The sequence below is a fragment of the Achromobacter semiaridum genome, from assembly GCF_053543755.1.
Window position 1 is genome coordinate 1 of sequence record NZ_JBLVOL010000055.1, and the last position, 25,454, is coordinate 25,454.

19 protein-coding genes and 1 tRNA gene are annotated in these 25,454 nt (G+C 61.4%); 4 read left to right on the forward strand and 16 right to left on the reverse strand.

Annotated elements, in window-relative coordinates; genetic code table 11:
- The 5 genes from tuf (ACNPP0_RS15885) to ACNPP0_RS15905 form a co-directional block, all read right to left on the reverse strand.
- On the reverse strand, positions 1-1,191 hold the full coding sequence (gene tuf / locus ACNPP0_RS15885) for an elongation factor Tu (protein WP_006221899.1): 1,191 nt from the start codon (positions 1,189-1,191) through the stop codon (positions 1-3).
- Positions 1,192-1,266: 75 nt separating this feature from the next.
- Positions 1,267-3,369 carry an elongation factor G gene (fusA, locus tag ACNPP0_RS15890; protein WP_332609378.1) on the reverse strand — a complete coding sequence of 701 codons (2,103 nt, stop codon included), beginning with the start codon at positions 3,367-3,369 and terminating at the stop codon, positions 1,267-1,269.
- A gap of 18 nt (positions 3,370-3,387) precedes the next feature.
- Positions 3,388-3,858: a 30S ribosomal protein S7 gene (rpsG, locus tag ACNPP0_RS15895; protein WP_006216561.1), complete on the reverse strand. Its 471-nt coding sequence runs from the start codon at positions 3,856-3,858 to the stop codon at positions 3,388-3,390.
- Between the two features lie 166 nt (positions 3,859-4,024).
- Entirely contained in the window at positions 4,025-4,402 is a 378-nt protein-coding gene (gene rpsL / locus ACNPP0_RS15900; RefSeq protein WP_005017264.1) for a 30S ribosomal protein S12, read from the reverse strand.
- Positions 4,403-4,946: 544 nt separating this feature from the next.
- On the reverse strand, positions 4,947-5,648 hold the full coding sequence (locus ACNPP0_RS15905) for a response regulator transcription factor (RefSeq protein WP_448706427.1): 702 nt from the start codon (positions 5,646-5,648) through the stop codon (positions 4,947-4,949).
- 259 nt (positions 5,649-5,907) lie between these two features.
- Between ACNPP0_RS15905 and ACNPP0_RS15910 the strand changes: the two genes are divergently transcribed.
- Genes ACNPP0_RS15910 through ACNPP0_RS15920 form a run of 3 tightly spaced genes read left to right on the forward strand, consistent with a single transcriptional unit; the run spans position 5,908 to position 10,125 of the window.
- Entirely contained in the window at positions 5,908-6,624 is a 717-nt protein-coding gene (locus tag ACNPP0_RS15910) for a response regulator transcription factor (protein WP_448706428.1), read from the forward strand.
- 33 nt (positions 6,625-6,657) lie between these two features.
- Positions 6,658-7,767: a FecR domain-containing protein gene (locus ACNPP0_RS15915; protein WP_332609371.1), complete on the forward strand. Its 1,110-nt coding sequence runs from the start codon at positions 6,658-6,660 to the stop codon at positions 7,765-7,767.
- Between the two features lie 9 nt (positions 7,768-7,776).
- Entirely contained in the window at positions 7,777-10,125 is a 2,349-nt protein-coding gene (locus tag ACNPP0_RS15920; protein ID WP_448706429.1) for a CHASE2 domain-containing protein, read from the forward strand.
- 18 nt (positions 10,126-10,143) lie between these two features.
- Here the strand turns inward: ACNPP0_RS15920 and ACNPP0_RS15925 are convergent, their stop codons facing one another.
- A complete protein-coding gene (locus ACNPP0_RS15925; RefSeq protein ID WP_448706430.1) occupies positions 10,144-11,442 on the reverse strand; it encodes a serine/threonine-protein kinase in 1,299 nt (432 codons plus the stop codon).
- A 154-nt stretch (positions 11,443-11,596) separates the two neighbouring features.
- On the opposite strand from ACNPP0_RS15925, the gene ACNPP0_RS15930 reads away from it, so the two are divergent.
- Complete coding sequence (locus tag ACNPP0_RS15930; RefSeq protein ID WP_332609365.1) at positions 11,597-11,992, forward strand: TssQ family T6SS-associated lipoprotein; 396 nt, start codon at positions 11,597-11,599, stop codon at positions 11,990-11,992.
- Positions 11,993-12,099: 107 nt separating this feature from the next.
- Here the strand turns inward: ACNPP0_RS15930 and rpoC are convergent, their stop codons facing one another.
- The 10 genes from rpoC to tuf (ACNPP0_RS15980) all read right to left on the reverse strand — a co-directional run bounded on the left by rpoC (position 12,100) and on the right by tuf (ACNPP0_RS15980) (position 25,453).
- A complete protein-coding gene (rpoC, locus tag ACNPP0_RS15935) occupies positions 12,100-16,344 on the reverse strand; it encodes a DNA-directed RNA polymerase subunit beta' (protein WP_046806048.1) in 4,245 nt (1,414 codons plus the stop codon).
- Positions 16,344-20,456 (reverse strand): DNA-directed RNA polymerase subunit beta, encoded by a 4,113-nt coding sequence (rpoB, locus tag ACNPP0_RS15940; RefSeq protein ID WP_050450098.1) that lies wholly within the window; start codon positions 20,454-20,456, stop codon positions 16,344-16,346. Before rpoB ends, rpoC begins: the two co-directional genes overlap by 1 nt.
- A gap of 161 nt (positions 20,457-20,617) precedes the next feature.
- The gene (gene rplL / locus ACNPP0_RS15945; protein ID WP_006216571.1) at positions 20,618-20,998 is read right to left on the reverse strand and encodes a 50S ribosomal protein L7/L12; all 381 of its coding nucleotides are present in this window, start codon (positions 20,996-20,998) and stop codon (positions 20,618-20,620) included.
- A gap of 81 nt (positions 20,999-21,079) precedes the next feature.
- Positions 21,080-21,604, reverse strand: a complete 525-nt coding sequence (gene rplJ / locus ACNPP0_RS15950) for a 50S ribosomal protein L10 (RefSeq protein WP_006216572.1) — start codon at positions 21,602-21,604, stop codon at positions 21,080-21,082.
- Between the two features lie 255 nt (positions 21,605-21,859).
- A complete protein-coding gene (gene rplA, locus ACNPP0_RS15955; protein ID WP_006392088.1) occupies positions 21,860-22,561 on the reverse strand; it encodes a 50S ribosomal protein L1 in 702 nt (233 codons plus the stop codon).
- A 2-nt stretch (positions 22,562-22,563) separates the two neighbouring features.
- Entirely contained in the window at positions 22,564-22,995 is a 432-nt protein-coding gene (rplK, locus tag ACNPP0_RS15960; protein ID WP_046806050.1) for a 50S ribosomal protein L11, read from the reverse strand.
- A 63-nt stretch (positions 22,996-23,058) separates the two neighbouring features.
- Positions 23,059-23,592 carry a transcription termination/antitermination protein NusG gene (nusG, locus tag ACNPP0_RS15965; RefSeq protein ID WP_006216576.1) on the reverse strand — a complete coding sequence of 178 codons (534 nt, stop codon included), beginning with the start codon at positions 23,590-23,592 and terminating at the stop codon, positions 23,059-23,061.
- Between the two features lie 9 nt (positions 23,593-23,601).
- Positions 23,602-23,982 (reverse strand): preprotein translocase subunit SecE, encoded by a 381-nt coding sequence (gene secE, locus ACNPP0_RS15970; protein WP_046806052.1) that lies wholly within the window; start codon positions 23,980-23,982, stop codon positions 23,602-23,604.
- A 64-nt stretch (positions 23,983-24,046) separates the two neighbouring features.
- Positions 24,047-24,122 (reverse strand) — tRNA-Trp (locus tag ACNPP0_RS15975).
- A 140-nt stretch (positions 24,123-24,262) separates the two neighbouring features.
- On the reverse strand, positions 24,263-25,453 hold the full coding sequence (tuf, locus tag ACNPP0_RS15980; protein ID WP_006221899.1) for an elongation factor Tu: 1,191 nt from the start codon (positions 25,451-25,453) through the stop codon (positions 24,263-24,265).
- Position 25,454: the final 1 nt, after the last annotated feature.

Below are 25,454 nucleotides of genomic sequence, written 5' to 3' on the forward strand. Positions count from 1 at the left end.
TTACTTCAGGATCTTGGCGACGACGCCGGCGCCGACGGTACGACCGCCTTCACGGATAGCGAAACGCAGGCCTTCTTCCATGGCGATGGGAGCCAACAGCTTGACCGTCATGGCCACGTTGTCGCCCGGCAGAACCATTTCCTTGTCGGCCGGCAGCTCGATCGTGCCCGTCACGTCCGTCGTGCGGAAGTAGAACTGGGGACGATAGCCCTGGAAGAACGGAGTGTGACGGCCGCCTTCTTCCTTGGACAGGATGTACACCTCGGACGTGAAGTCCGTGTGCGGGGTGATCGAGCCCGGCTTGGCCAACACTTGGCCGCGCTGGACGTCTTCACGCTTGGTGCCGCGCAGCAAAATGCCCACGTTGTCGCCGGCTTGACCTTGGTCCAGCAGCTTGCGGAACATTTCAACGCCCGTGCAAGTCGTCTTGACCGTCGGCACCAGGCCCACGATTTCGATTTCTTCGCCGACCTTGACGATGCCGCGTTCGATACGGCCCGTCACCACCGTGCCACGACCCGAGATCGAGAACACGTCTTCAACCGGCATCAGGAACGTGCCGTCCACGGCGCGCTCAGGCGTCGGGATGTACGAATCCAGTGCAGCGGCCAAAGCCATGATGGCTTGCTCGCCCAGCTCGCCCTTGTCGCCTTCCAGCGCCAGCTTGGCCGAACCCTTGACGATCGGGGTGTCATCACCCGGGAAGTCGTACTTGGACAGCAGTTCGCGAACTTCCATTTCCACCAGCTCGAGCAGCTCGGCGTCGTCAACCATGTCAGCCTTGTTCAGGAAGACGATGATGTACGGCACGCCAACCTGGCGGCTCAGCAGAATGTGTTCGCGCGTTTGCGGCATCGGGCCGTCAGCGGCCGACACAACCAGAATCGCGCCGTCCATTTGCGCCGCGCCCGTGATCATGTTCTTCACATAGTCAGCGTGGCCCGGGCAGTCAACGTGAGCGTAGTGACGCGCTTCGGTTTCGTACTCGACGTGGGCGGTGTTGATCGTGATGCCGCGAGCCTTTTCTTCAGGAGTCGCATCGATCTGGTCGTAGCCCTTGGCTTCGCCACCGAACTTGTTCGACAGAACGGTCGTGATAGCTGCCGTCAACGTCGTTTTGCCGTGGTCAACGTGACCAATCGTACCCACGTTCACGTGCGGCTTGGTACGTTCAAACTTGCCTTTTGCCATGATCTCTATCCTTTAACTTTCAAGGAAACTTGAATCTGCCAGGCCACCCGGATGGGCGGACCTGGCTAGGGTTATTTACTTGGCCCGAGCGGCGATGACTTCGTCAGCGACGTTCTTGGGAGCCTCGGAGTAATGCTTGAATTCCATCGTGTACGTGGCACGACCTTGCGTCAACGAACGCAGGTTCGTGGCGTAACCGAACATCTCGGCCAGGGGAACTTCAGCCTTGATGGTCTTGCCGCCACCGACCATGTCGTCCATGCCTTGGACCATGCCGCGACGCGAGGACAGATCGCCCATCACGGTACCAGCGTAGTCTTCCGGCGTTTCGACTTCAACGGCCATCATCGGTTCCAGCAGCACGGGGCTGGCCTTGCGCAGACCTTCCTTGAATGCCATGGAGCCGGCCATCTTGAACGCGTTTTCGTTCGAGTCCACATCGTGGTACGAACCGAAGAACAGCGTGCACTTGACGTCGACGATCGGGTAGCCAGCCAACACGCCCGAAGGCAGCGTTTCCTGAATGCCCTTGTCCACCGCGGGGATGTATTCGCGAGGAACCACACCGCCCTTGATGGCGTCCACGAATTCGTAGCCACCGCCAGGAGGCAACGGCTCGACCTTCAGCACCACGTGACCGTACTGGCCACGGCCGCCCGACTGCTTGACGAACTTGCCTTCAACTTCGTCGCAGGTCTTGCGGATGGTTTCACGGTAGGCCACTTGCGGCTTGCCGACGTTGGCTTCAACGCCGAACTCACGCTTCATGCGGTCGACCAGAATTTCCAGGTGAAGCTCGCCCATACCCGAAATGATGGTTTGGCCGGATTCTTCGTCGCTGCGCACGCGGAACGACGGATCTTCCTGAGCCAGACGCGACAGCGCCAGACCCATCTTTTCCTGGTCAGCCTTCGACTTCGGTTCCACGGCCTGCGAAATCACGGGCTCGGGGAAAATCATGCGTTCGAGCAAGATGTGCGAATCGGTGTCGCACAGCGTTTCGCCGGTGGTCACGTCTTTCAGACCCACCACGGCGGCGATGTCGCCTGCCAACACTTCCTTGATTTCTTCGCGGTTGTTCGCGTGCATCTGCAGAATGCGGCCGATACGTTCTTTCTTGCCCTTGATGGGGTTGTAGACCGTGTCGCCCGACTTCAGGACGCCCGAGTAAACGCGCACGAAGGTCAATTGACCCACGAACGGATCGCTCATCAGCTTGAATGCCAGTGCCGAGAACTTCTCGCCGTCGTCCGCTTCACGCGTGACGGGATTGCCATCGTCGTCCTGGCCGTCAACCGCGGGAATGTCCACGGGCGAAGGCAGGTAGTCGATGACCGCGTCCAGCATGCGCTGCACGCCCTTGTTCTTGAAGGCGGTGCCGCACAGCATCGGCTGGATTTCGCCAGCGATGGTGCGTTGGCGAATGGCCAGGTTGATTTCGGCTTCTTCCAAGGAACCCGTTTCCAGGTACTTGTTCATCAGCTCTTCCGACGACTCAGCGGCGGCTTCAACCAGCTTTTCACGCCATTCGTTGGCCAGGCCTTCCAGCTCGGCGGGAATATCGTGGTAGTCGAACTTGATGCCTTGGCTGGCTTCGTCCCAAATGATCGCCTTCATCTTGACCAGGTCGACCACGCCTTGGAACGTGTCTTCGGCACCGATCGGGATCACGATCGGCACGGGATTGGCGCGCAGGCGGTTCTTCAGCTGGTCATAGACCTTGAAGAAGTTGGCGCCGGTGCGGTCCATCTTGTTGACGAAGGCCAGACGCGGCACGCCGTACTTGTTGGCTTGGCGCCAAACGGTTTCGGACTGCGGCTGAACGCCACCCACCGCGCAATAGACCATGCAAGCACCGTCCAGGACGCGCATGGAACGTTCCACCTCAATGGTGAAGTCCACGTGACCCGGGGTGTCGATGATGTTGATGCGGTGTTCGGGATAGTTCTTCGCCATGCCACGCCAAAACGCCGTCGTAGCTGCCGACGTAATGGTGATGCCACGCTCTTGCTCTTGTTCCATCCAGTCCATGGTGGCTGCGCCATCATGCACTTCGCCAATCTTGTGATTGACGCCGGTGTAGAACAGGATACGTTCGGTCGTGGTGGTTTTCCCTGCATCGATGTGCGCAGAGATACCAATGTTGCGATAGCGCTCGATCGGGGTTTTGCGGGCCATGGTGGATTAGTCCTTAAATTACCAGCGGAAATGGCTGAAGGCCTTGTTGGCCTCTGCCATCTTGTGCGTGTCTTCGCGCTTCTTCATCGCGGCGCCACGACCTTCGGAGGCGTCGATCAGTTCGCCAGCAAGACGCAGATCCATCGACTTCTCGCCACGCTTCTTAGCGGCTTCACGGAGCCAACGCATAGCCAGGGCCAGGCGGCGCACGGGGCGCACTTCAACCGGCACTTGGTAGTTGGCACCGCCAACGCGGCGGCTCTTCACTTCGACGATCGGCTTGATGTTGTTGATCGCCAGGCTGAAAACTTCGATCGGCTCTTTGCCGGTCTTGGTTTGCACTTGCTCGAGGGCACCGTAGACGATGCGCTCGGCGACGGCCTTCTTACCGTCCAGCATGACGACGTTCATGAACTTGGCGAGCTCGACGCTGCCGAACTTGGGATCGGGCAGAATCTCGCGCTTGGGTACTTCGCGACGACGGGGCATTGTTGCTTCCTTGTGTCTGTTCAGTTGAACCGTGTTTCATTACACGGCCATGGCCGCCCATTGGGACGACCCCTTACGTGCCGCGCTCCTTCCCAAAATCCGGAGGGCGCGGTCGCACTTCCCTAGTGACGGGCTTCCGCCACACGGGGTTACTGCTGACTCGTTATTAAGCCTTCTTCGGGCGCTTGGCGCCGTACTTCGAGCGGGCTTGCTTACGATCCTTGACGCCTTGCAGGTCGAGGGAACCGCGCACGATGTGATAACGCACACCGGGCAAGTCCTTCACACGACCGCCACGCACCAGAACCACCGAGTGCTCTTGCAGGTTGTGGCCTTCACCGCCGATGTACGAAATGACTTCGTAACCGTTGGTCAGACGCACTTTGGCAACCTTGCGCAGAGCGGAGTTCGGCTTCTTGGGGGTGGTGGTGTACACGCGAGTGCACACGCCGCGGCGTTGCGGGCAGTTTTCGAGCGCGGGGCTCTTGCTTTTGATGATGCTGACTTCGCGCGGCTTGCGCACGAGTTGGCTAATGGTAGGCATGACCTTTGAAATCCCTTTTACGTACCACTGGTAAGTACTTACGTACTCGTCTCCTCAAGCAGTGAATTCTCTCGGAGAAGGCAGTTCGCGCAAAACCGCCTCAAACGTTCATATACGTAAAAGAGCGGGCTTGCCAACAAACCATGACAAACGCACAAAACTGATAGCGGCCGGCATTCAAGGACGAAGTCGCAACTGATGGACCGAAAACCGAAGGCTCGTGACGCACCTGGTTTCAGATCCTGGACTAAGTTCTTGAACTGTTTGCCTTTTGCGTACAGATTTTGCGCGCGAAATAAAGCAGTAAGCCCTTTAGCATAACTGAGATCAAGGCGTACTGTCAAAGTTTTTTGTAAGCCCCCGCACGCCGCGCGTTGGCGACAAAAAGGCGGCGACTTAGGGCCGGCTGGCGCAAAATGGGGTCATGTAGCCGGACGGATCCGACCCTTTGAAACACGCCAAGCCGTACTCGTCGGACGTTGCCGTCCTGGGGTAAACCATGAGTATTTTTTGGCCTACCGCGCAGTGTAGCCCCAGGCGCGGGCTAATGGTCGGCGAACAAGTAACCGCTGCCGTAGACGGTGCGGATGGGCAACATCACGCCGGCCAATTCCGCCTTGCGCCGCAGCCGGCTGACGATCACGTCGATGCTGCGCGATCCGCTTGATCGCACGCCGCCGCCTTCCACCCGAAGCTCGTCGCCCAGTTCCGAGCGTCCCACTGCCCTGCCCGCCACTTCCAGCAATGAGCGCACGATAAGGCGCTCGTTAGCCGACAGCGAAATCGTGGCGCCCGACGGGGCGGCCAGCGTCCACCCCTGGTCGCGCAATTCCCATTGGCCGGTGACCGGCTCCTCGTTGACCTGGTCGGCTGGGGTTGCGGGCAGGCGGCGCGCCAGCGCCAACAGGATGCAGGACAGTTCGCGCGGATCCTGGGGTTCCGGCAGACAGGCGTCGGCGCCGCTCTGCAAGCAACGCAGCCGGCTGTCCACGGACATGCCCCGGCCGGTGACCACGATTCCCATCGACGAAGATCCGTGCAAGCGGGCAACCAGGGCATAACCGATTTCGCCCATCGCCCCCACATCGAGGATCACGGCATCGTAGGTGCCGCTATTGAGCAACCCGAAAAGCTCAAGGGATGTCGAACATCCGCGCGCGGAAATTCCAGCTTGCAGCAAGGCGGACACGGCGGCGTTTTGGGCGACCTCGTCCGGCGACATCACAAGTATGCGCAATTGATTCATAGCTAATTCCACCTCTGACCCGAGCCCGCGCACCCGACGTTTGTAACGTCGGCGCAGGGGACGGTTGAGACAGTGTGGCGCGGTGTTACGCAACAACTCCAGTCAAGATTCGTTAACTTTGCAATGTTTGACAGTTCTTGCCACAACGTAGCCAGACACGGACCTCAGCGAGTTATCATTCGTTTACACAAATTCGCTCACCTTTGCATCAGGCCGCCAACGCGCGCGCAGAAGTGGCAAAACTCCGCGAGAACTTCCGATGAAAATCGCGTCGCTGGAAGACGATCTAGACCAAGCCCGGCGCATTCACCAAGTGCTGACCGCTGCGGGTTACACGTGCCTCAGTTATCACCAGAGCCGGGACCTGTTGGCCGCGTTGCGCACCGAGAATTTTGATCTGGTGCTGCTGGATTGGCACCTGCCAGACATTGACGGTGACGATGTGGTGCGCTGGCTGCGCGCCAATATCGGTCCGCGCGTACCGGTTATCTTCTTGACCAATCGCTCGTCGGAAGATGATCTGGTCGAAGGGCTGCGCGCGGGCGCCGACGATTACATCGTCAAGCCGCTACGTCCGCTGGAGTTGCTGGCACGCGTGGCAGCGCTGTTGCGACGCAGCCAGATCGCCGAGCCCGCCAAGGATGCAATTGAGGTCGCGCATTACCGCATCGAGCCCGCGGCGCGCGTCATTTCATTGCACGGCGCCCCCGTGTCGCTGGCGCCCAAGGAATTCGAGCTGGCGCTGCTTTTCTTTCGCAACCTGGGCCGGCTGATGTCGCGCGACGTGCTGGCCGAATGCGTCTGGAACCGCGAAATCCCCGCCACGTCCCGCACGCTGGACACGCATCTGTCCAACATCCGTCAAAAGCTCCAGATCCGCCCCGAGCACGGCGTGCGCCTGAGCTCGTCGTATGCCCTTGGCTACCGGTTGGAATTGATAAGCGCCGCTGACGACAGCGTCACCCACCCGTCATAGACGCTACGCGCGCTTTCCTGGAGAACCCGACCTATGAGCCGCTGCCGCGCGCTTTCTTCGCTTGCCCTGCTCTGCTGCCTGACCGTGTCCGGCGTGGCGCATAGCCAGCCCGCGGGCGCATTGGGCGATGACTTCATCTACCGCATCCGCCCGGGTGACACCCTGATAGAGCTGGCCACGCAATACACCCGCAACCAAGCCAACTGGACGCGGCTGCAAACGGTGAACAAGGTCGACAAGCCCGAGCAATTGCCGATCGGCCTTGAACTGCGGATCCCGCTGTCGATGATTCCGGTACGGCCCGCGCCGGCGCGCGTTGTGCATGTCAGCGGGCAAGCGGATGTGAATGGCAAGGCACTGCAAGCGGGAACAAGCGTCTCGGAAGGCAGCAAGGTCGTGACCTCGCCAAACGGCTTTGTCACGTTAGAACTTGCGGACGGATCCAAGCTGACGTTGCCTGCCGGGGGGGCCGTTGAATTGTCCCGGCTGCGCCAGTTTGAAGGCACCGCGCTGACCGACTCGGTCATCAACGTCCAGCGCGGCGGTGTTGAATCCACCGTCGCCCCCACCGGACAAGGCGTGGGCCGTTTTGAAATCCGGACGCCGGTCGCCGTGACCGGCGTGCGCGGCACACGGTTCCGCGTGCAAAGCGGTACCGGCGGCGTGCAAAGCGAAGTGTTGGAAGGCAGCGTGCGCTTGCAAGCGCATGCGCAGGGCACGGCACCCAGCAAGCCGGTCGCGGTGGCTCGTGGCTATGGCGCCGCAGTGCGCAACGACGGCAGCATGTCGGGCGTGCGCCTACTGCTGGCCGCGCCAGAACTCGGCCAGCCCACGCGTCGGGGCGGTGGCGCATGGACGAGCGCGTTCGCACCGGTGCCGGGCGCCCAAAGCTACCTGGTACGTGTTTCGCGCGATGCGGAAGGCGCCCTGCCCGTGTCATCCGAAAGCTTCGCCGCAAACGACATTCAGTTCCGGGCCCCTGGGCCCGGTACGTACTACGTATCCGTGCGCGCGGTCGACGAGCTGGGCTTGCGCGGCCAGGACGCGGTTGCAACGTTCGAAGGCGCAAACCAATTGATGACGTCGTCCGGCCTGGGCGTCAGCAGCGGCAGCGGCGGATTCATCACGCTGACCGAGTACTAGGGCCCACCCATGGCCGAAGCCACCGACGCCCTCGACCGGACCTCGCGCTCAGGGCTGTGGCTGACGGTGATTCTGGGGGTTTTGGCGGCGCTGCTGGGCTTATTGAACGGCTTGGGCCGCGTCGATCAGATACTTTACGACCGCGCCCTCACCCTGACGGGACGACCCGCCGACCCCGACATTCTGATCGTCGCGATCGACGATGTCAGCATAGAGACACTGGGCCGATGGCCATGGCGCCGCGCGATCCACGCCGCCTTGATGGACCGCCTGCAAGGTGCCCGCGCGGTCGGCCTGGACTTGATCTTCGCGGAAAGCGACACGGTCAATCCCAACGACGACGCCATCCTGGCCCAGAGCATTTTGCGCAACGGCAGAACCGTCTTGCCGGAGGTGCTGGACCGCTTGAACAATCCATCGGCCATGTCCTCACCCATTGCCGTCGTGGGCAATGCCGCGGCAGCCAGCGGCTTTATCAACGCGCGCGTAGACCCGGACGGCGTTGTGCGAGAAGCGTCGCTGACCGCCCAGTTCGCGGGCGCGCCCTACATGCACATGGCCCTGTCCATGTTGGACATCGGCGGACAGGCCGACCAGGTGGAACGCCTGCTGCAACGCGCCGCCCCCAGCAGCGACATCCTGATTCCCTACGCCGGCCCGGCGGGTCACATGCGCACCGTTTCGTACCTGGCGGTGCTGCGCGGCGACATCCCGCCTGAAGAATTGCGAGGAAAGTACGTGCTGGTGGGTGCGTGGGCAACGGGGCTGGGTGACGCGTATCCGACACCGGTGTCGCACGACCTTAGCGGAATGTCGGGCGTTGAAATCATCGCCAACCTGATGCAGGCGGGGCGCGACGGCCTGTTCTACCAGCGGCCGGCAGCCGCCTGGAACGCACTGTTTTCTGTTCTACCGGTGTTGCTTGCTTGCCTGGCGCTGTGGCGGCTGTCGCCCAAGCGCGCCCTGCTGGTCAGCATTGCACTGATCGCCTGCGTACTGATCGCGTCGTGGTTGCTACTGGCGTACGCCAGCCTATGGTTCGCGCCGACCGCCGCGCTTGTCGGCGTTGCGCTTTGCTATCCACTGTGGAGCTGGCGCAGCCAGGAAGCCGCCTTGCGCTACATGGACTACGAACTGCGGCGCCTTCAACGTGAATATCCGCCGGTGCTGAACGAAGCGCGGGCCCAGCTCACCGGCCCGAACGCGTCGCTGGAAAGCCGCGTGGGCGAGCTTCAACGTGCATTGGAACGCGTGCGCAACCTGCGGCGCTTCCTGGCTGACGGGCTGGATGGCATGCCCGACGCCACGCTGGTGTTCGACCAGGACGGGCGCATGCAGTTTCGTAACCAGGCGGCGGTCATGTATTTTCAGCGGCTTGGCATGCGGCCACCCCGCGTGGGCCACCCCGCCACGCACTTGTTGGAAAAGACCATATCCGACGCCACGACGCGACAGCGCGTGGCCGACGCGTTGCGCGGCCAACTGCCGACGGACGATTCGACGCGCTGGACCGCCGATCTGGAAGTGCGCGACTACGCCGGTCGGGACCTTATCCTGAAGTGCGCCCCCATCCATACCGCCGAAGGCGATTTTGCCGGCACGGTGGCTACCCTGACCGATATTTCCCGCATTCGCCAGGCCGAGCGCCAGCGCGAAGAGACGCTGCGATTCATATCGCACGACATGCGCGCGCCGCAAAGTTCCATCCTGGCGCTGGTGGAGATGAAGCAGGAAAGTGGCGTGCACGATGGTCAGGGCGAGACGCTGGCGCGCATTGCAACATTGGCCAACCGCACACTGCATCTGGTGGACGACTTCGTGCATCTGACGCGGGCGGAATCCATGACGATCAGCGCCGTCGAGCTTGATCTGGGCAGCCTGCTGCAAGACGGCGTGGACGAGTTCTGGGCATCGGCGCACAAGCGCGGCATTACGCTTCGGCTGCGCACGCCGTTGCCCGTGGCCTACATACGCGGCGACCAGACGCTGTTGATGCGCGCGCTGTGCAACCTGATCGACAACGCGATCAAATACAGTGCGCCTCAGACGTGCATCGAGTGCGCGATCGACGCATCGCCGGGGTTCTGGTGCGTGACCATCCGGGATCAAGGCCAGGGCATCGCCGAGTCCGATCTTGCGCGCCTGTTCGAACCCTTTTCGCGCGTGGGCGTGGAAAACCGGAATGATGTGGGCGGCGCCGGCCTGGGCCTGGCGTTCGTGCGTACCGTGGCCGAGCGCCACGGAGGATCGGTGCAAGTCAGCAGCACGATCGGCGTCGGATCGGTGTTTACCTTTTGCCTGCCCGTCGCGCCGGACGCGGCTTCAGAGGCCGCTGCGCCGGCCGCGGAATCAGCGTGACGGAGCTTGCCCCAGCCCCTACTGGAAAACGTGCGAAATCACCGCGGGCTTGCCGGCCTTGATTTCGATCGTCGCCCGATAAGGTGGCAGGTCTGCATTGCGCAGGACCACCTGGTACTTGCCCGGAATCAGGCGTATTTCCTTGACGGGCGGACTGATTCCGCGTGCCACCCCATTTACCCAGACTTCGCCCCAAGGGCGAATATCCAGTCGCACGGTGACCGGTACTGCCAGAGGCTTGGGTTTGGGCGCTTCTTCGGTCGGCGTCGCTGCGTTTGAAGCGGCCGCGCCTTGCGTCGGAGCCGGCGGGCCGGCGGCAGGCAAAACAGACGGTTCGGCCGGAACGTTTGCCGTCGCGGCGCTATTCTGGATGGGCGGCTGCGTCGTCGATTCCGCTCCCGCTCCCGACACAACTGGCGGCGGTGTCGGCGCCTCTTGCGCAGCGGTGGCAGGCGGCAAGCTGGAAGCGGCAGGCGGCGCCGCAGGCTGCGGCATCGGGCGCACGGCCGGAGGGTTCGGCATGACGACTTCCGAACTGGTGATCAGCGCGTTGGGCGCGCCCGCGCCCCAATGAAACCAGCCATACACCGCCAGGCCGATCAACGCCAGAAGGGCAAGCAAGGCAAGTAGCGGGCGGCGGTTGCGTGCCGGCTTGCGCATTGCCGACGCGGCGGCGGGCGGCACGGAATGACCGTCCGCAGCCGTGGGCTCGTCTTCACTTGCCGCCGGTTCTATGTAGGCGGCCACGCCCAGCAAGGCCGCCATTTCGGCTAGCGTCTGCGGTCGGTCAGCCGGCGACATGGCCAGGCCGCGATCGATCACGGCCAGAAAATCCGGGTTGTATTTCGACAGGCCCAACGAAGTCAGGGGCTCGTAGGAATCAGTTGCCCGACGCTCGGGCGCTGGTCGGGGCCGGTGGCCTGTTACCAATGCATGCATCACGGCGCACAGCGCGTAGATGTCGCTCCACGACCCCCGAGGCCATTCCATCGAATCCGTATAGAGTTCAAACGGTGCAAACCCTGGGGTCGGGCTGCGGCTGGCACGGCGCGAGCGCGCCACGACAAGCTCGGGCAGCAGATGCGCCCGCGCGTTTTCGTCCATGCCCACCGTATCCAGCGTGATATCGCCGCAGATCTCGCCCTGAGCGTGCAAGGCGATCAGGGACGGCAGCAGGTCGGAGACCAGCCGCTTGATACGCGATTCCGGCACACCACCCGCCATGCTGGCGGCAATAGCGCTAAGTGGACGCAAAGCCAGGGGCGCGGCGCCAGAGAAAGGGCCACGCGGCGTAAGCAGGCCGGTGGACGTAGACATCATGGGAATTGCGCTCATGCGCGGACTGGTGCGAAGATGGAATAGCGTGAATATTATCCAATTCGCAACACCAGGACATTGCCGAAAATGTCCGAGCGCATCAGGCTGTGGCACGATGGCGTTTCACCCATTCTTCCTACCCCCCTTATAAGCTATGAAAAATCGCCTTCTGAGCAGTCTGCTCGGCGCGACAGTGATGCTGGCGGGCTGCGCCGGGATCTCGTCCCAGAAACCGGAAAGCCCCCCCACCGCCGACGCCCTGGCGCAATTGCAACAAGTCCGGGACACCTACGGCGCGGGCCGGTATGGGGAAGTCATCCGAACGGTCGCCACCTCGGATACCTTGGCCTCATCCACCAAAGCCGTCCGCATCGAAGCTTACAAGTTGCAGGCGTTCAGCTATTGCGTCAGCCGCTACACCCAATTGTGCGAAGACAGCTTCGCCCGGATCCTGGCGCTGGACCCTGCATTCGAACTCGCTCCCAACGAAGCCGGCCATCCGTCCTGGGGGCCCGTCTTCCAACGCGCCCGCAGCCAGGCAGCCAGATAATCGCTACCTGCCCGGGAATAAAAAAAGGCCGCTGATTCGCATCAGCGGCCTTTTTGCTTGCAGCCCCCGCGCCAACCCAGCGCGCGGGAAACTGTACGGGATTCCGCTTATTCGGCGGAATCGTCCGTGCCGGCGTCGGAAGCCGGGGCCTGATCGTCCGCACCCACCGTAACCGGCGAGTCTTCGAACGGGTTGGCCTGCTGGCGAGCGGCTTCGCGTTCCGCGGCCTCCAGCTCTTCCTTGTCGCGGCGTGCGTGGTGGTAAGCCAGGCCGGTACCCGCCGGGATGAGGCGGCCGACGATGACGTTTTCCTTCAGGCCACGCAGATCGTCGCGCTTGCCCATGATGGCGGCTTCGGTCAGGACACGCGTGGTTTCCTGGAACGAAGCGGCCGAAATGAACGAGTCGGTCGACAGCGAGGCCTTCGTGATACCCAGCAGCACGTTGTCGTAGGTTGCCGGGATGCGGTCTTCGGCAGCCATGCGATCGTTGGCGTTCAGCAGTTCAGAGCGCTCGACTTGCTCGCCCGGGATGAACTCGGTGTCACCAGCGTCAACGATGTTCACACGACGCAGCATCTGACGAACAATCACTTCGATGTGCTTGTCGTTGATCTTCACGCCTTGCAGACGGTACACGTCCTGCACTTCGTCGACGATGTACGTCGCCAGCTTCTCGATGCCTTGCAGGCGCAGGATGTCGTGAGGATCGGCCGGGCCGTCCACGATCATTTCGCCCTTGTTCACCACTTGGCCGTCGTGCACCAGAACCTGCTTTTCCTTCGGAATCAGGAACTCGTGGCTCACGCCTTCCAGGTCGGTGATGACCAGACGCTGCTTGCCCTTCGTGTCCTTACCGAACGACACCGTACCGGTAACGTCGGCGAGCATGCCGGCGTCCTTCGGCGAACGGGCTTCGAACAGTTCTGCCACACGCGGCAGACCGCCGGTAATGTCGCGGGTCTTTTGCGATTCTTGCGGAATACGCGCCAGAACTTCACCCACGGCAACCTGCTGGCCGTCACGCACGGTAATCAGCGCGCCCACCGGGAACGAGATGTTCACCGAGTGATCGGTGCCGGCGATCTTGACGTCTTCGCCGGCCTCGTTGACCAGCTTGATCTGCGGACGCATGACGATCTTGCCGCCACGGGTCTTCGGCGTGATGACGACGAGCGTCGACAGGCCGGTGACTTCGTCCACCTGCTTGGCAACGGTCACGCCTTCTTCGATGTTCTCGAAGCGGACGGCGCCACCGTATTCCGACACGATCGGACGGGTCAGCGGGTCCCACGTCGCCAGACGCGCGCCAGCCTTCACGGCTTCGCCATCGCCCACCAGCACGGTCGCGCCGTACGGGATCTTGTGGCGTTCGCGTTCGCGGCCGTTGTCATCGAAGATCGCCAGTTCGCCCGAGCGCGAAATCGCAACGCGTTCGCCCTTGGCGTTCGTGACATAGCGCATCGTGCTGGCAAAGCCAACCAGACCGCTGGACTTCGTTTCCACCGCGCTGGCCAGGGCCGAACGCGACGCGGCGCCGCCGATGTGGAACGTACGCATCGTGAGCTGCGTGCCCGGTTCACCGATGGACTGGGCAGCGATAACGCCCACTGCCTCGCCTTGGTTGACCGGCGAACCGCGACCCAGATCGCGGCCGTAGCAGTGTGCGCACAGACCGTGACGCGTTTCGCACGTCAGCGGGGTGCGGACCTTGACTTCGTCCACGCCGATGCGGTCGATGGTGTCGACCAGATCTTCGTCCAGCAGGGTGCCGGCAACGATGGCCGTTTCCTGCGTGTCCGGGTTGATGATGTCCACGGCGGCAACACGACCCAGGATGCGGTCGCGCAGCGGTTCGATGACTTCACCACCTTCCACCAGGGCCTTCATGTTGTAGCCCAGCGACGTACCGCAATCGTCCTCGGTGATCACCAAGTCTTGCGTCACGTCGACCAGACGACGAGTCAGGTAACCCGAGTTCGCGGTCTTCAGTGCCGTATCGGCCAGACCCTTACGCGCGCCGTGAGTCGAGATGAAGTACTGAAGCACGTTCAGACCTTCACGGAAGTTCGCGGTAATGGGCGTTTCGATAATCGAGCCGTCCGGCTTGGCCATCAGGCCGCGCATACCGGCCAGCTGGCGGATCTGGGCGGCCGAACCGCGGGCGCCCGAGTCAGCCATCATGTAGATCGAGTTGAACGATTCCTGGCGCACTTCTTCGCCATGACGGTTCACAACCGGCTCGGTGGCCAGTTGTTCCATCATGGCCTTGCCGACCTTGTCGCCAGCCTTGCCCCAGATGTCCACAACGTTGTTGTAGCGTTCCTGGGACGTGACCAGACCCGACGAGTACTGCTTGTCGATTTCCTTCACTTCGCGGCTGGCTTCGGCCAGGATGCCTTCCTTGGCGGTCGGGATCAGCATGTCGCCCATGGCGATCGAGATACCACCGCGCGTGGCCAGCTTGAAGCCGGACTGCATCAGCTTGTCGGCGAAGATCACCGTGTCGCGCAGGCCGCAACGGCGGAACGACTGGTTGATCAGGCGCGAGATTTCCTTCTTCTTCAGGGCCTTGTTCAGGACCGTGAAGGGCAGACCCTTCGGCAGAATCTCGGACAGCAGCGCGCGGCCGACCGTCGTTTCATGACGGCGGATCACGGGTTGCCATTCGCCAGCCTCGTCGCGCTCGTGCTCTTTCAGACGCACGGTCACGCGGGATTGCAGTTCGACTTCGCCGTTGTCATAGGCGCGCTGCACTTCAGCGACGTCGGTGAAGAAAATGCCTTCGCCGCGGCCGTTGATGCGCTCACGCGTCGTGTAGTACAGACCCAACACGATGTCTTGGGACGGCACGATCGACGGTTCGCCGTTGGCCGGGAACAGCACGTTGTTGGACGCCAGCATCAGCGTGCGCGCTTCCAGTTGGGCTTCCAGCGACAGCGGCACGTGGACAGCCATCTGGTCACCGTCGAAGTCGGCGTTGAACGCCGCGCAAACCAGCGGGTGCAGCTGGATGGCCTTGCCTTCGATCAGGACCGGCTCGAACGCCTGGATGCCCAAACGGTGCAGCGTGGGGGCACGGTTCAGCATGACCGGGTGTTCGCGGATGACTTCTTCCAGGATGTCCCAGACCACCGGTTCCTGGCTTTCCACCAGCTTCTTGGCAGCCTTGATGGTCGTGGCCAGGCCCATCATCTCCAGACGATTGAAGATGAACGGCTTGAACAGTTCCAGGGCCATCAGCTTGGGCAGACCGCACTGATGCAGCTTGAGCTGCGGGCCCACCACGATGACCGAACGGCCCGAGTAGTCGACGCGCTTGCCCAGCAGGTTCTGACGGAAACGACCGCTCTTGCCCTTGATCATGTCGGCCAGGGACTTCAGCTGGCGCTTGTTGGCGCCCGTCATGGCCTTGCCACGGCGGCCGTTGTCCAGCAGCGAGTCAACGGCTTCCTGCAGCATCCGCTTTTCGTTGCGCAGGATGATTTCCGGCGCCTTGAGCTCCAGCAGGCGCTTCAAGCGGTTGTTGCGGTTGATGACGCGGCGGTACAGGTCGTTCAGGTCGGAGGTCGCGAAGCGGCCGCCGTCCAGCGGCACCAGCGGACGCAGGTCCGGCGGCAGCACGGGCAGCACTTCCATGACCATCCACTCGGCCTTGATGCCCGACTTCTGGAAGCCTTCCAGCACCTTCAGGCGCTTGGAGATCTTCTTGATCTTGGCTTCAGAGCTGGTGGCCTTCAACTCGCCGCGCAGCGTTTCCACTTCGCGGTCGATGTCGATGGTGCGCAGCAGTTCGCGCACGGCTTCCGCGCCCATCAGGGCACGGAAATCGTCGCCGTATTCTTCGGTCTTGGCGAGGAAATCGTCGTCCGACATGATCTGGCCGCGCTTGAGCGGCGTCATGCCAGGTTCGATCACGCACCAGGCTTCGAAGTACAGAACGCGTTCGATGTCGCGCAGGGTCATGTCGAGCACCATGCCCAGACGCGACGGCAGGCTCTTCAAGAACCAGATGTGCGCGACGGGGCTGGCCAGCTCGATGTGGCCCATGCGTTCACGGCGAACCTTGGCAACGGTAACTTCAACGCCGCACTTTTCGCAGATCACGCCACGATGCTTCAGGCGCTTGTACTTGCCGCACAAGCACTCGTAGTCTTTGATCGGGCCAAAGATCTTGGAGCAGAACAGACCGTCGCGTTCAGGCTTGAACGTGCGGTAGTTGATGGTCTCGGGCTTGCGAACTTCGCCGTAAGACCACGAACGGATCTTCTCGGGCGAGGCGATGCCGATCTTGATGGCATCGAATTGCTCGTCTTGCGAGACTTGCTTAAATAGGTCGAGTAGCGCTTTCATTAGTTACGCTCCAAATCCATGTCCAGGGCCAACGAGCGGATTTCCTTCACCAGCACGTTGAACGATTCCGGCATGCCGGCGTCGATGACGTGGTCGCCCTTGACGATGTTTTCGTATACCTTGGTACGGCCGGTGATGTCGTCCGACTTCACCGTCAGCATTTCTTGCAGGGTGTACGCGGCGCCGTATGCTTCCAGCGCCCACACTTCCATTTCCCCGAAACGCTGACCACCGAACTGCGCCTTACCACCCAGCGGCTGCTGCGTGACCAGCGAGTACGGACCCGTCGAACGCGCGTGCATCTTGTCGTCGACCAAGTGGTGCAGCTTCAGGTAGTGCATGTAGCCAACCGTCACGGGGCGCTCGAATTTCTCGCCCGTGCGGCCGTCAAACAGCCATGCCTGCGTACGCGAAGGCGTCAGTGCCATGCGCTCGGCGACGTCGTCCGGATAGGCCAGCTCCAGCATCGTGGTGATTTCCTCTTCGGTCGCGCCGTCGAAGACGGGCGTCGCGAACGGCACGCCGTTCTTGAGGTTCTGGGCCATTTCCATGACTTCTTCGTCGGTCAGCTCGTCGATGCGGGCGCCGGAACCGGTCGTGTTGTAGACCTTGTCCAGGTAGGCACGGACGTTCTTGACCTGCGCAGTGCGCTCGTCGCGCAGCAGATCGGCAATGCGGTGGCCCACGCCCTTGGCAGCCCAGCCCAAGTGCACTTCCAGCACCTGACCGACGTTCATCCGCGAGGGCACGCCCAGCGGGTTCAGAACGATGTCGGCCGGCGTGCCGTCAGCCATGTGCGGCATGTCTTCCACCGGGGTGATACGCGAGACCACGCCCTTGTTACCGTGACGGCCTGCCATCTTGTCGCCAGGTTGCAGACGACGCTTCACGGCCAGGTAGACCTTGATCATCTTCAGCACGCCCGGGGGCAGCTCGTCGCCCTGCGTCAGCTTCTTGCGCTTCTCTTCGAAGGCCAGATCAAACTGGTGACGCTTTTGCTCCAGCGATTCCTTGGCTTGCTCCAGCACGACAGCGTGCGGCTCATCGGCCAGACGGATGTCGAACCACTGCCAGCGGTCCAGATCAGCCAGGTAAGCCTTGGTGATCGTGGCGCCCTTGGCCAGCTTGCGCGGGCCGCCGTTGACGGTCTTGTTGACCAGCATCTTTTCGATACGGTCGAACTGGTCGTTTTCAACGATGCGCAGCTGGTCGTTCAGGTCTTGGCGATAGCGGCGCAGTTCATCGTCAATGATGGACTGGGCGCGCTTGTCGCGCACGATGCCTTCACGCGTGAACACTTGCACGTCGATCACGGTGCCGGTCATGCCCGAAGGCACGCGCAGCGAGGTGTCCTTAACGTCGGACGCCTTTTCACCGAAGATGGCGCGCAGCAGCTTTTCTTCCGGCGTCAGCTGGGTTTCGCCCTTGGGCGTGACCTTGCCGACCAGCACGTCGTCGGCGCTGACTTCGGCGCCGATGTACGTGATGCCCGAATCGTCCAGACGGTTCAGTTGCGTCTCAGCCAGGTTGCTGATGTCGCGCGTGATTTCTTCCGGACCCAGCTTCGTGTCGCGGGCGACAACCGTCAGTTCCTCGATGTGGACCGAGGTGTAGCGGTCATCGGCAACAACCTTTTCGGAGATCAAGATCGAATCTTCGAAGTTGTAGCCGTTCCACGGCATGAACGCGATCAGCATGTTCTGACCCAGGGCGAGTTCGCCCAGGTCGGTCGATGCGCCGTCAGCCAGCACGTCGCCCTTGGCGACCTTGTCGCCACGCTTGACGATAGGACGCTGGTTGATGTTCGTGTTCTGGTTGGAACGGGTGTACTTGATCAGGTTGTAGATATCGACACCGACTTCGCCGGCGACGTTTTCTTCGTCGTTCACGCGAATCACGACGCGCTCGGCGTCAACGTGGTCGACCAGGCCGCCACGCAGTGCTTGCACGGTCGTGCCCGAGTCAACGGCCACGGTGCGTTCGATACCGGTACCCACGACCGGCTTTTCCGGACGCAGGCAAGGCACGGCCTGACGTTGCATGTTGGCGCCCATCAGTGCGCGGTTCGCGTCGTCGTGCTCAAGGAACGGAATCAGCGAAGCGGCCACCGACACGATCTGCGACGGGGCAACGTCCATGTAATGCACGTTGGCCGGCGAGGTCAGCATCGTTTCGCCTGCTTCACGGCAAGCGACCAGGTCGTCAACGAAGGCGCCCTGCTCGTCCAGCGCGGCGTTAGCCTGTGCAATGACGTAGTGGCTTTCTTCGATGGCCGACAGGTAATCGATCTGCTCGCTGACGCGGCCGTCGATAATCTTGCGGTAAGGCGTTTCCAGGAAGCCGTACTCGTTCAAGCGAGCGTACAGCGCCATGGAGTTGATCAGACCGATGTTCGGGCCTTCCGGCGTTTCGATCGGGCAGACGCGACCGTAGTGGGTCGGGTGCACGTCGCGGACTTCAAAGCCGGCGCGCTCGCGGGTCAGACCGCCCGGGCCCAGTGCGGAAACGCGACGCTTGTGCGTGATTTCCGACAACGGGTTGGTTTGGTCCATGAACTGCGACAGCTGGCTCGAACCGAAGAACTCCTTGATGGCAGCCGAGATCGGCTTGGAGTTGATCAGGTCGTGCGGCATCAGGTTTTCGGTCTCGGCCTGGCCCAGACGTTCCTTGACGGCGCGCTCGACACGCACCAAGCCGGCGCGGAACTGGTTTTCGGCCAGTTCGCCAACGCAACGCACGCGACGGTTGCCCAAGTGATCGATGTCATCGATCTGGCCACGGCCGTTACGCAGTTCAACCAGCACCTTGATGGTCTCAAGGATGTCTTCGTTGGTCAGCGTCATCGGACCGGTGATGTCTTCACCACGGCCCAGACGGCTGTTGACCTTCATGCGGCCCACGCGCGACAGATCGTACGTCTCTTCGCTGTAGAACAGACGTTGGAACAGCGCCTCCACCGCTTCTTCGGTGGGCGGCTCGCCAGGACGCATCATGCGATAGATGGCAACACGCGCGGCCATCTGGTCGGCGGTTTCATCGGTGCGCAGGGTCTGGGAAATGTACGGACCACGGTCCAGATCGTTCGTGTAGAGCGTCTGGATGTCGTAGACGTTCGAGGCGCGCAAGGCGCCCAGCACGCTTTCCGTGATTTCGTCGTTGGCGTTGGCGATGACTTCGCCGGTATCTTCGTCAACGATGTTCTTGGCCAGCACGCGGCCGTACAGGAAGTCTTCCGGCACGGAGATGCGCTGGATGCCGCCGGCAGCCAGGTCGCGCAAATGCTTGGCATTGATGCGCTTGTCTTTTTCGACGATGACCTTGCCATCGCGGTCCGAGATGTCGAAACGGGCCATTTCGCCCTTCCAACGCTCGGGCACGAATTCCATCATCGCGCCTTCGCTCTTGAGTTCGAAGTTATCGAAGTCGAAGAAGTTGGCCAGGATGGATTCCGGCGTCATGCCGATGGCCTTGCACAGGATCGTGACAGGCATCTTGCGACGACGGTCGACGCGGAAGAACAGAACGTCCTTCGGGTCGAATTCGAAGTCCAGCCACGAGCCGCGGTAAGGAATCACGCGGGCCGAGAACAGAAGCTTGCCGGAGCTGTGCGTTTTGCCGCGGTCGTGTTCGAAGAACACGCCAGGCGAACGGTGCAGCTGCGACACGATGACACGCTCGGTGCCATTGATGACGAAGGAACCCGTGCCCGTCATGAGCGGAATTTCGCCCATGTAGACTTCTTGTTCCTTCACTTCTTTCACGGTCGGCTTGCTGACTTCGCGGTCAAGCAGCACCAGGCGGACCTTGGCTCGCAGGGGCGAGGCATAGGTCAGACCACGTTGCTGACATTCCTTGACATCGAACACCGGTTCGCCGAGCACGTAGCTCACGAACTCCAAGCGCGCCATACCGTTGTGACTAACGATCGGGAAAATCGACGAGAACGCCGCCTGCAAACCGTCGGCTACGCGATCGGACGGGGCGGTATCCGCCTGCAGGAAAGTTAGGTAGGATTGAAGCTGTGTCGCCAAAAGGAAAGGAACGTTTTGAACGTCTTCACGCTTGGCGAAGCTTTTGCGGATGCGCTTTTTTTCGGTGTACGAGTAAGGCATGAGCACTCCGACTCGAGGTTGCATGGGCCGTCAACCACGGCCCTAGGTGATACGACTCCAGGAAACCCCCCTGAAAGGGCATACCCCCAGTAGGGGTTTCCTGGAAACGCAAAAGCCCGGGGACTGCAAACTGTGCTGTCCCCGGGCAGTTGACGCAGGTCTTACTTGACTTCGACCTTGGCGCCAGCTTCTTCCAGCTTCTTCTTGGCGGCTTCGGCGTCAGCCTTGGCCACAGCTTCCTTGACGGGCTTCGGAGCGCCGTCAACCAGGTCCTTGGCTTCCTTCAGACCCAGACCGGTCAGCTCGCGCACGGCCTTGATGACGCTGACCTTGTTCGCGCCGGCTTCCAGCAGGACGACGTTGAACTCGGTTTGCTCTTCAGCAGCGGCAGCAGCGCCACCAGCGGCGGGAGCAGCAACAGCGACAGCGGCGGCAGCAGCCGACACGCCGAACTTCTCTTCCATTTCCTTGATCAGCTCGGACAGCTCGAGCACGGTCATGCCAGCGATGGCGTCAAGGATTTCAGCTTTGTTAAGTGCCATTTTTAAGAACTCCAAATATTTTGGTAATGCCAGGGTTTGGGTGTCGCTTCGTCGTTCAGCGAATTCCGGACAGCAGGGCGATTAGGCCGCTGCCTTTTGGTCGCGCACAGCCGCGAGGCCACGGGCGAACTTGGTCGGAACTTCGTTGAGCGTACGCACGAATTGCGCGATCGGGGCTTGCATGGTGCCAAGCAGTTTCGACAGCAACTCTTCGCGGGACGGCATGGTGGCCAAGGCCTTCACACCATCTTGAGTCAACAGGCTGTTGGGCAATGCGCCCGCCTTGATGACCAGCTTGTCGTTGCTTTTCGCGAAACCAGCGATAACCTTGGCCGCCGAAACCGGATCAGTGCTGATGCCATAGATCAGCGGACCGGTCAGTTGCTCAGCCAACGGCTCGAAAGCCGTGCCGGCAACAGCACGACGGGCCAGCGAGTTCTTCAGAACTCGCAGATACACGCCCGATTCACGCGCAGTTTTGCGCAGTACGGTGACAGAGGCGACGTCCAGACCACGGTACTCAGCGATAACAATCGATTGTGCCTTGGCGACTTCAGCCGAGACTTCCTCGATTACCACCGCTTTCTCTTGACGATTGAGACTCACGGTTTGAACACTCCATCAAAAGACGCCTGGGGCCGGAGCCTTGCGCGTCAACCGAATGCGGCGCCTGGTCGAGTTCTTCGTGTAAAGAAATCTTCCTGGGGACGCCGTCTACGCTGGATCCGAACTGGATAAGCTTCGGGATTAAGCGGGGCAGCGGGGGTGCGGACACCGTTCCACTACCCTGCTCCAGCGGTCTTTGACAGCAACATCCGGAGGAATCCGGATGCAGCCCAAAGTACGTTTACTGCTGTTGGCTTAGTTGGAAGCCGACAGCGAGGCAATTTCAACGCGAGCACCGCCGCCCATCGTGGACGAGACGGCCAGCTTGCGCAGGTAAATGCCCTTGGCAGCTGCGGGACGGGCCTTTTGCAGGGCGTCGACCAGAGCAGCCAGGTTGGTTTGCAGCTGTTCCACGCCGAACGACGCACGGCCGATCGTTGCGTGGATGATGCCAGCCTTGTCGGTACGGTACTGAACCTGACCGGCCTTGGCGTTCTTGACAGCGGTCGCGACGTCAGGCGTCACGGTACCGACCTTCGGGTTCGGCATCAGGCCACGGGGACCCAGGATCTGGCCCAGGGCGCCCACGACACGCATCGTGTCGGGCGAAGCGATGACCACGTCAAAGTCCATTTGACCGGCCTTGATCTGGTCAGCCAGGTCGTCCAGGCCAACGATGTCGGCGCCGGCGGCCTTGGCGGCTTCAGCCTTGTCGCCTTGGGCGAACACGGCAACGCGAACCGACTTGCCGGTGCCGGCGGGCAAAACGACCGAACCGCGAACCAGTTGGTCCGACTTCTTCGGGTCGATGCCGAGCTGCACGGCCACGTCAATGGATTCATTGAACTTGGCGACGGCGGTTTCCTTGACCAGGGTCAGGGCTTCAGCGACCGGGTACAGCTTGGTGCGGTCGATCTTTTGCGCAATAGCGGCTGCGCGCTTGGACAGTTTTGCCATGATTAGATCCCCTCAACCGTGATGCCCATGCTGCGGGCGCTGCCAGCGATCGTGCGCACAGCGGCGTCCAGATCAGCGGCGGTCAGATCGGGGCCCTTGGCCTTGGCGATTTCTTCAGCTTGCGCGCGGGTCAGCGTGCCGACCTTGTCGGTATGCGGCTTGGGCGAACCCTTTTGCACGCCAGCAGCCTTCTTGATGAGGACCGTCGCGGGCGGGGTCTTCATGATGAAGGTGAAGCTCTTGTCCGCGAAGGCGGTGATCACCACCGGAATCGGCAGACCAGGCTCCATGCCTTGGGTCTTGGCGTTGAACGCCTTGCAGAATTCCATGATGTTCAGGCCGCGTTGACCCAGTGCCGGGCCAATCGGGGGGGAGGGGTTAGCTTTACCAGCCGGTACTTGCAGCTTGATAAAGCCGACGATCTTTTTCGCCATGCTTTGCTCCTTGCGGGTTATATCGCCCCGGCGTTTTCAGCCTGGGCTCCCCGGGGGTTGAAATCAGGTCTTTTCGACCTGGCTGAAATCGAGTTCGACGGGTGTGGCACGACCAAAAATGGTGACCGACACGCGCACCTTGCTCTTTTCGTAATTGACTTCTTCGACGTTGCCGTTGAAGTCCGCAAACGGACCTTCCTTGACCCGAACCATCTCGCCCACTTCGAACAGAATCTTGGGGCGGGGTTTCTCGACACCCTCTTCCATCTGGGAGAGGATCTTCTCGACTTCCTTTTCGGAAATCGGGGTCGGACGGTTGCCCGAGCCACCCAAAAAGCCGGTGACGCGGTTCGTGTTCTTGACCAAATGCCACGTTTCGTCGGTCAGGTCCATTTCAACCAGGACATAACCAGGAAAAATGCGGCGTTCGGTGATCGACTTTTGACCACCCTTGACCTCGACGACTTCCTCGGAGGGCACAAGAATGCGGCCAAAGGACGTTTGCAAGGCCGCGCGCTCAATGCGCTCAACCAGGGCCTTGTGAACGCTCTTTTCCATGCCGGAGTACACATGGACGACATACCAACGCTTACTCATTCGCCGTCCTTATTTCCAGCCCAACAGCAGGCCGTAAAGAATCCATTCGATGCCCTTGTCGAGCACCCACATGAAAATGCCCATGACCGCCACGAACGCAAAAACGATACCCGTCATCTGGGTCGTTTCCTTGCGGGTGGGCCACGCGACACGCTTGACTTCGTTGTAGGACTCGCTGGCAAAGCTCAGGGTGCGGCGGCCGGGCTCGCTGAACCAGGCAATTGCGGCTGCAATCACAAGGCCGCCGACAAACACGCCGATACGTGCAGGCATCGGCTGTGCGCTAAGCACGGAAAACCCGACGATGCCAGCAATAACGACGAGAACCGCCAGGCCGAGCTTGACCCGGTCGGCGGTGCTAGTTACGGTTTCTACGCTGGTATTAGACATATTGCGACGCGAGCCGCCGTGAATGCGTAACTCGCGATGATCTCCCGCGGGTTTATCCTGGCGGTGGCAGGGGCAGTAGGAATCGAACCTACAACCTTCGGTTTTGGAGACCGACGCTCTGCCAATTGAGCTATGCCCCTAAAACACTACACTTGCACTACATTCACTGACTTTCCGCTCAGCGCCTACGCGCAGGGTCACGGAACCGAACATCATACTACTTTTACAGCAAAGATGGATAGAGGGACTTGAGAGTCCACTCTACCCATCTGGGTATTGCTTACTTCAGGATCTTGGCGACGACGCCGGCGCCGACGGTACGACCGCCTTCACGGATAGCGAAACGCAGGCCTTCTTCCATGGCGATGGGAGCCAACAGCTTGACCGTCATGGCCACGTTGTCGCCCGGCAGAACCATTTCCTTGTCGGCCGGCAGCTCGATCGTGCCCGTCACGTCCGTCGTGCGGAAGTAGAACTGGGGACGATAGCCCTGGAAGAACGGAGTGTGACGGCCGCCTTCTTCCTTGGACAGGATGTACACCTCGGACGTGAAGTCCGTGTGCGGGGTGATCGAGCCCGGCTTGGCCAACACTTGGCCGCGCTGGACGTCTTCACGCTTGGTGCCGCGCAGCAAAATGCCCACGTTGTCGCCGGCTTGACCTTGGTCCAGCAGCTTGCGGAACATTTCAACGCCCGTGCAAGTCGTCTTGACCGTCGGCACCAGGCCCACGATTTCGATTTCTTCGCCGACCTTGACGATGCCGCGTTCGATACGGCCCGTCACCACCGTGCCACGACCCGAGATCGAGAACACGTCTTCAACCGGCATCAGGAACGTGCCGTCCACGGCGCGCTCAGGCGTCGGGATGTACGAATCCAGTGCAGCGGCCAAAGCCATGATGGCTTGCTCGCCCAGCTCGCCCTTGTCGCCTTCCAGCGCCAGCTTGGCCGAACCCTTGACGATCGGGGTGTCATCACCCGGGAAGTCGTACTTGGACAGCAGTTCGCGAACTTCCATTTCCACCAGCTCGAGCAGCTCGGCGTCGTCAACCATGTCAGCCTTGTTCAGGAAGACGATGATGTACGGCACGCCAACCTGGCGGCTCAGCAGAATGTGTTCGCGCGTTTGCGGCATCGGGCCGTCAGCGGCCGACACAACCAGAATCGCGCCGTCCATTTGCGCCGCGCCCGTGATCATGTTCTTCACATAGTCAGCGTGGCCCGGGCAGTCAACGTGAGCGTAGTGACGCGCTTCGGTTTCGTACTCGACGTGGGCGGTGTTGATCGTGATGCCGCGAGCCTTTTCTTCAGGAGTCGCATCGATCTGGTCGTAGCCCTTGGCTTCGCCACCGAACTTGTTCGACAGAACGGTCGTGATAGCTGCCGTCAACGTCGTTTTGCCGTGGTCAACGTGACCAATCGTACCCACGTTCACGTGCGGCTTGGTACGTTCAAACTTGCCTTTTGCCATG

Coding starts and splice junctions, on each gene's coding strand:
- tuf (WP_006221899.1), bottom strand. CDS start 1,191: ATGGCAAAAGGCAAGTTTGAACGTACCAAGCCGCACGTGAACGTGGGT.
- fusA (WP_332609378.1), bottom strand. CDS start 3,369: ATGGCCCGCAAAACCCCGATCGAGCGCTATCGCAACATTGGTATCTCT.
- rpsG (WP_006216561.1), bottom strand. CDS start 3,858: ATGCCCCGTCGTCGCGAAGTACCCAAGCGCGAGATTCTGCCCGATCCC.
- rpsL (WP_005017264.1), bottom strand. CDS start 4,402: ATGCCTACCATTAGCCAACTCGTGCGCAAGCCGCGCGAAGTCAGCATC.
- ACNPP0_RS15905 (WP_448706427.1), bottom strand. CDS start 5,648: ATGAATCAATTGCGCATACTTGTGATGTCGCCGGACGAGGTCGCCCAA.
- ACNPP0_RS15910 (WP_448706428.1), top strand. CDS start 5,908: ATGAAAATCGCGTCGCTGGAAGACGATCTAGACCAAGCCCGGCGCATT.
- ACNPP0_RS15915 (WP_332609371.1), top strand. CDS start 6,658: ATGAGCCGCTGCCGCGCGCTTTCTTCGCTTGCCCTGCTCTGCTGCCTG.
- ACNPP0_RS15920 (WP_448706429.1), top strand. CDS start 7,777: ATGGCCGAAGCCACCGACGCCCTCGACCGGACCTCGCGCTCAGGGCTG.
- ACNPP0_RS15925 (WP_448706430.1), bottom strand. CDS start 11,442: ATGTCTACGTCCACCGGCCTGCTTACGCCGCGTGGCCCTTTCTCTGGC.
- ACNPP0_RS15930 (WP_332609365.1), top strand. CDS start 11,597: ATGAAAAATCGCCTTCTGAGCAGTCTGCTCGGCGCGACAGTGATGCTG.
- rpoC (WP_046806048.1), bottom strand. CDS start 16,344: ATGAAAGCGCTACTCGACCTATTTAAGCAAGTCTCGCAAGACGAGCAA.
- rpoB (WP_050450098.1), bottom strand. CDS start 20,456: ATGCCTTACTCGTACACCGAAAAAAAGCGCATCCGCAAAAGCTTCGCC.
- rplL (WP_006216571.1), bottom strand. CDS start 20,998: ATGGCACTTAACAAAGCTGAAATCCTTGACGCCATCGCTGGCATGACC.
- rplA (WP_006392088.1), bottom strand. CDS start 22,561: ATGGCAAAACTGTCCAAGCGCGCAGCCGCTATTGCGCAAAAGATCGAC.
- rplK (WP_046806050.1), bottom strand. CDS start 22,995: ATGGCGAAAAAGATCGTCGGCTTTATCAAGCTGCAAGTACCGGCTGGT.
- nusG (WP_006216576.1), bottom strand. CDS start 23,592: ATGAGTAAGCGTTGGTATGTCGTCCATGTGTACTCCGGCATGGAAAAG.
- secE (WP_046806052.1), bottom strand. CDS start 23,982: ATGTCTAATACCAGCGTAGAAACCGTAACTAGCACCGCCGACCGGGTC.
- tuf (WP_006221899.1), bottom strand. CDS start 25,453: ATGGCAAAAGGCAAGTTTGAACGTACCAAGCCGCACGTGAACGTGGGT.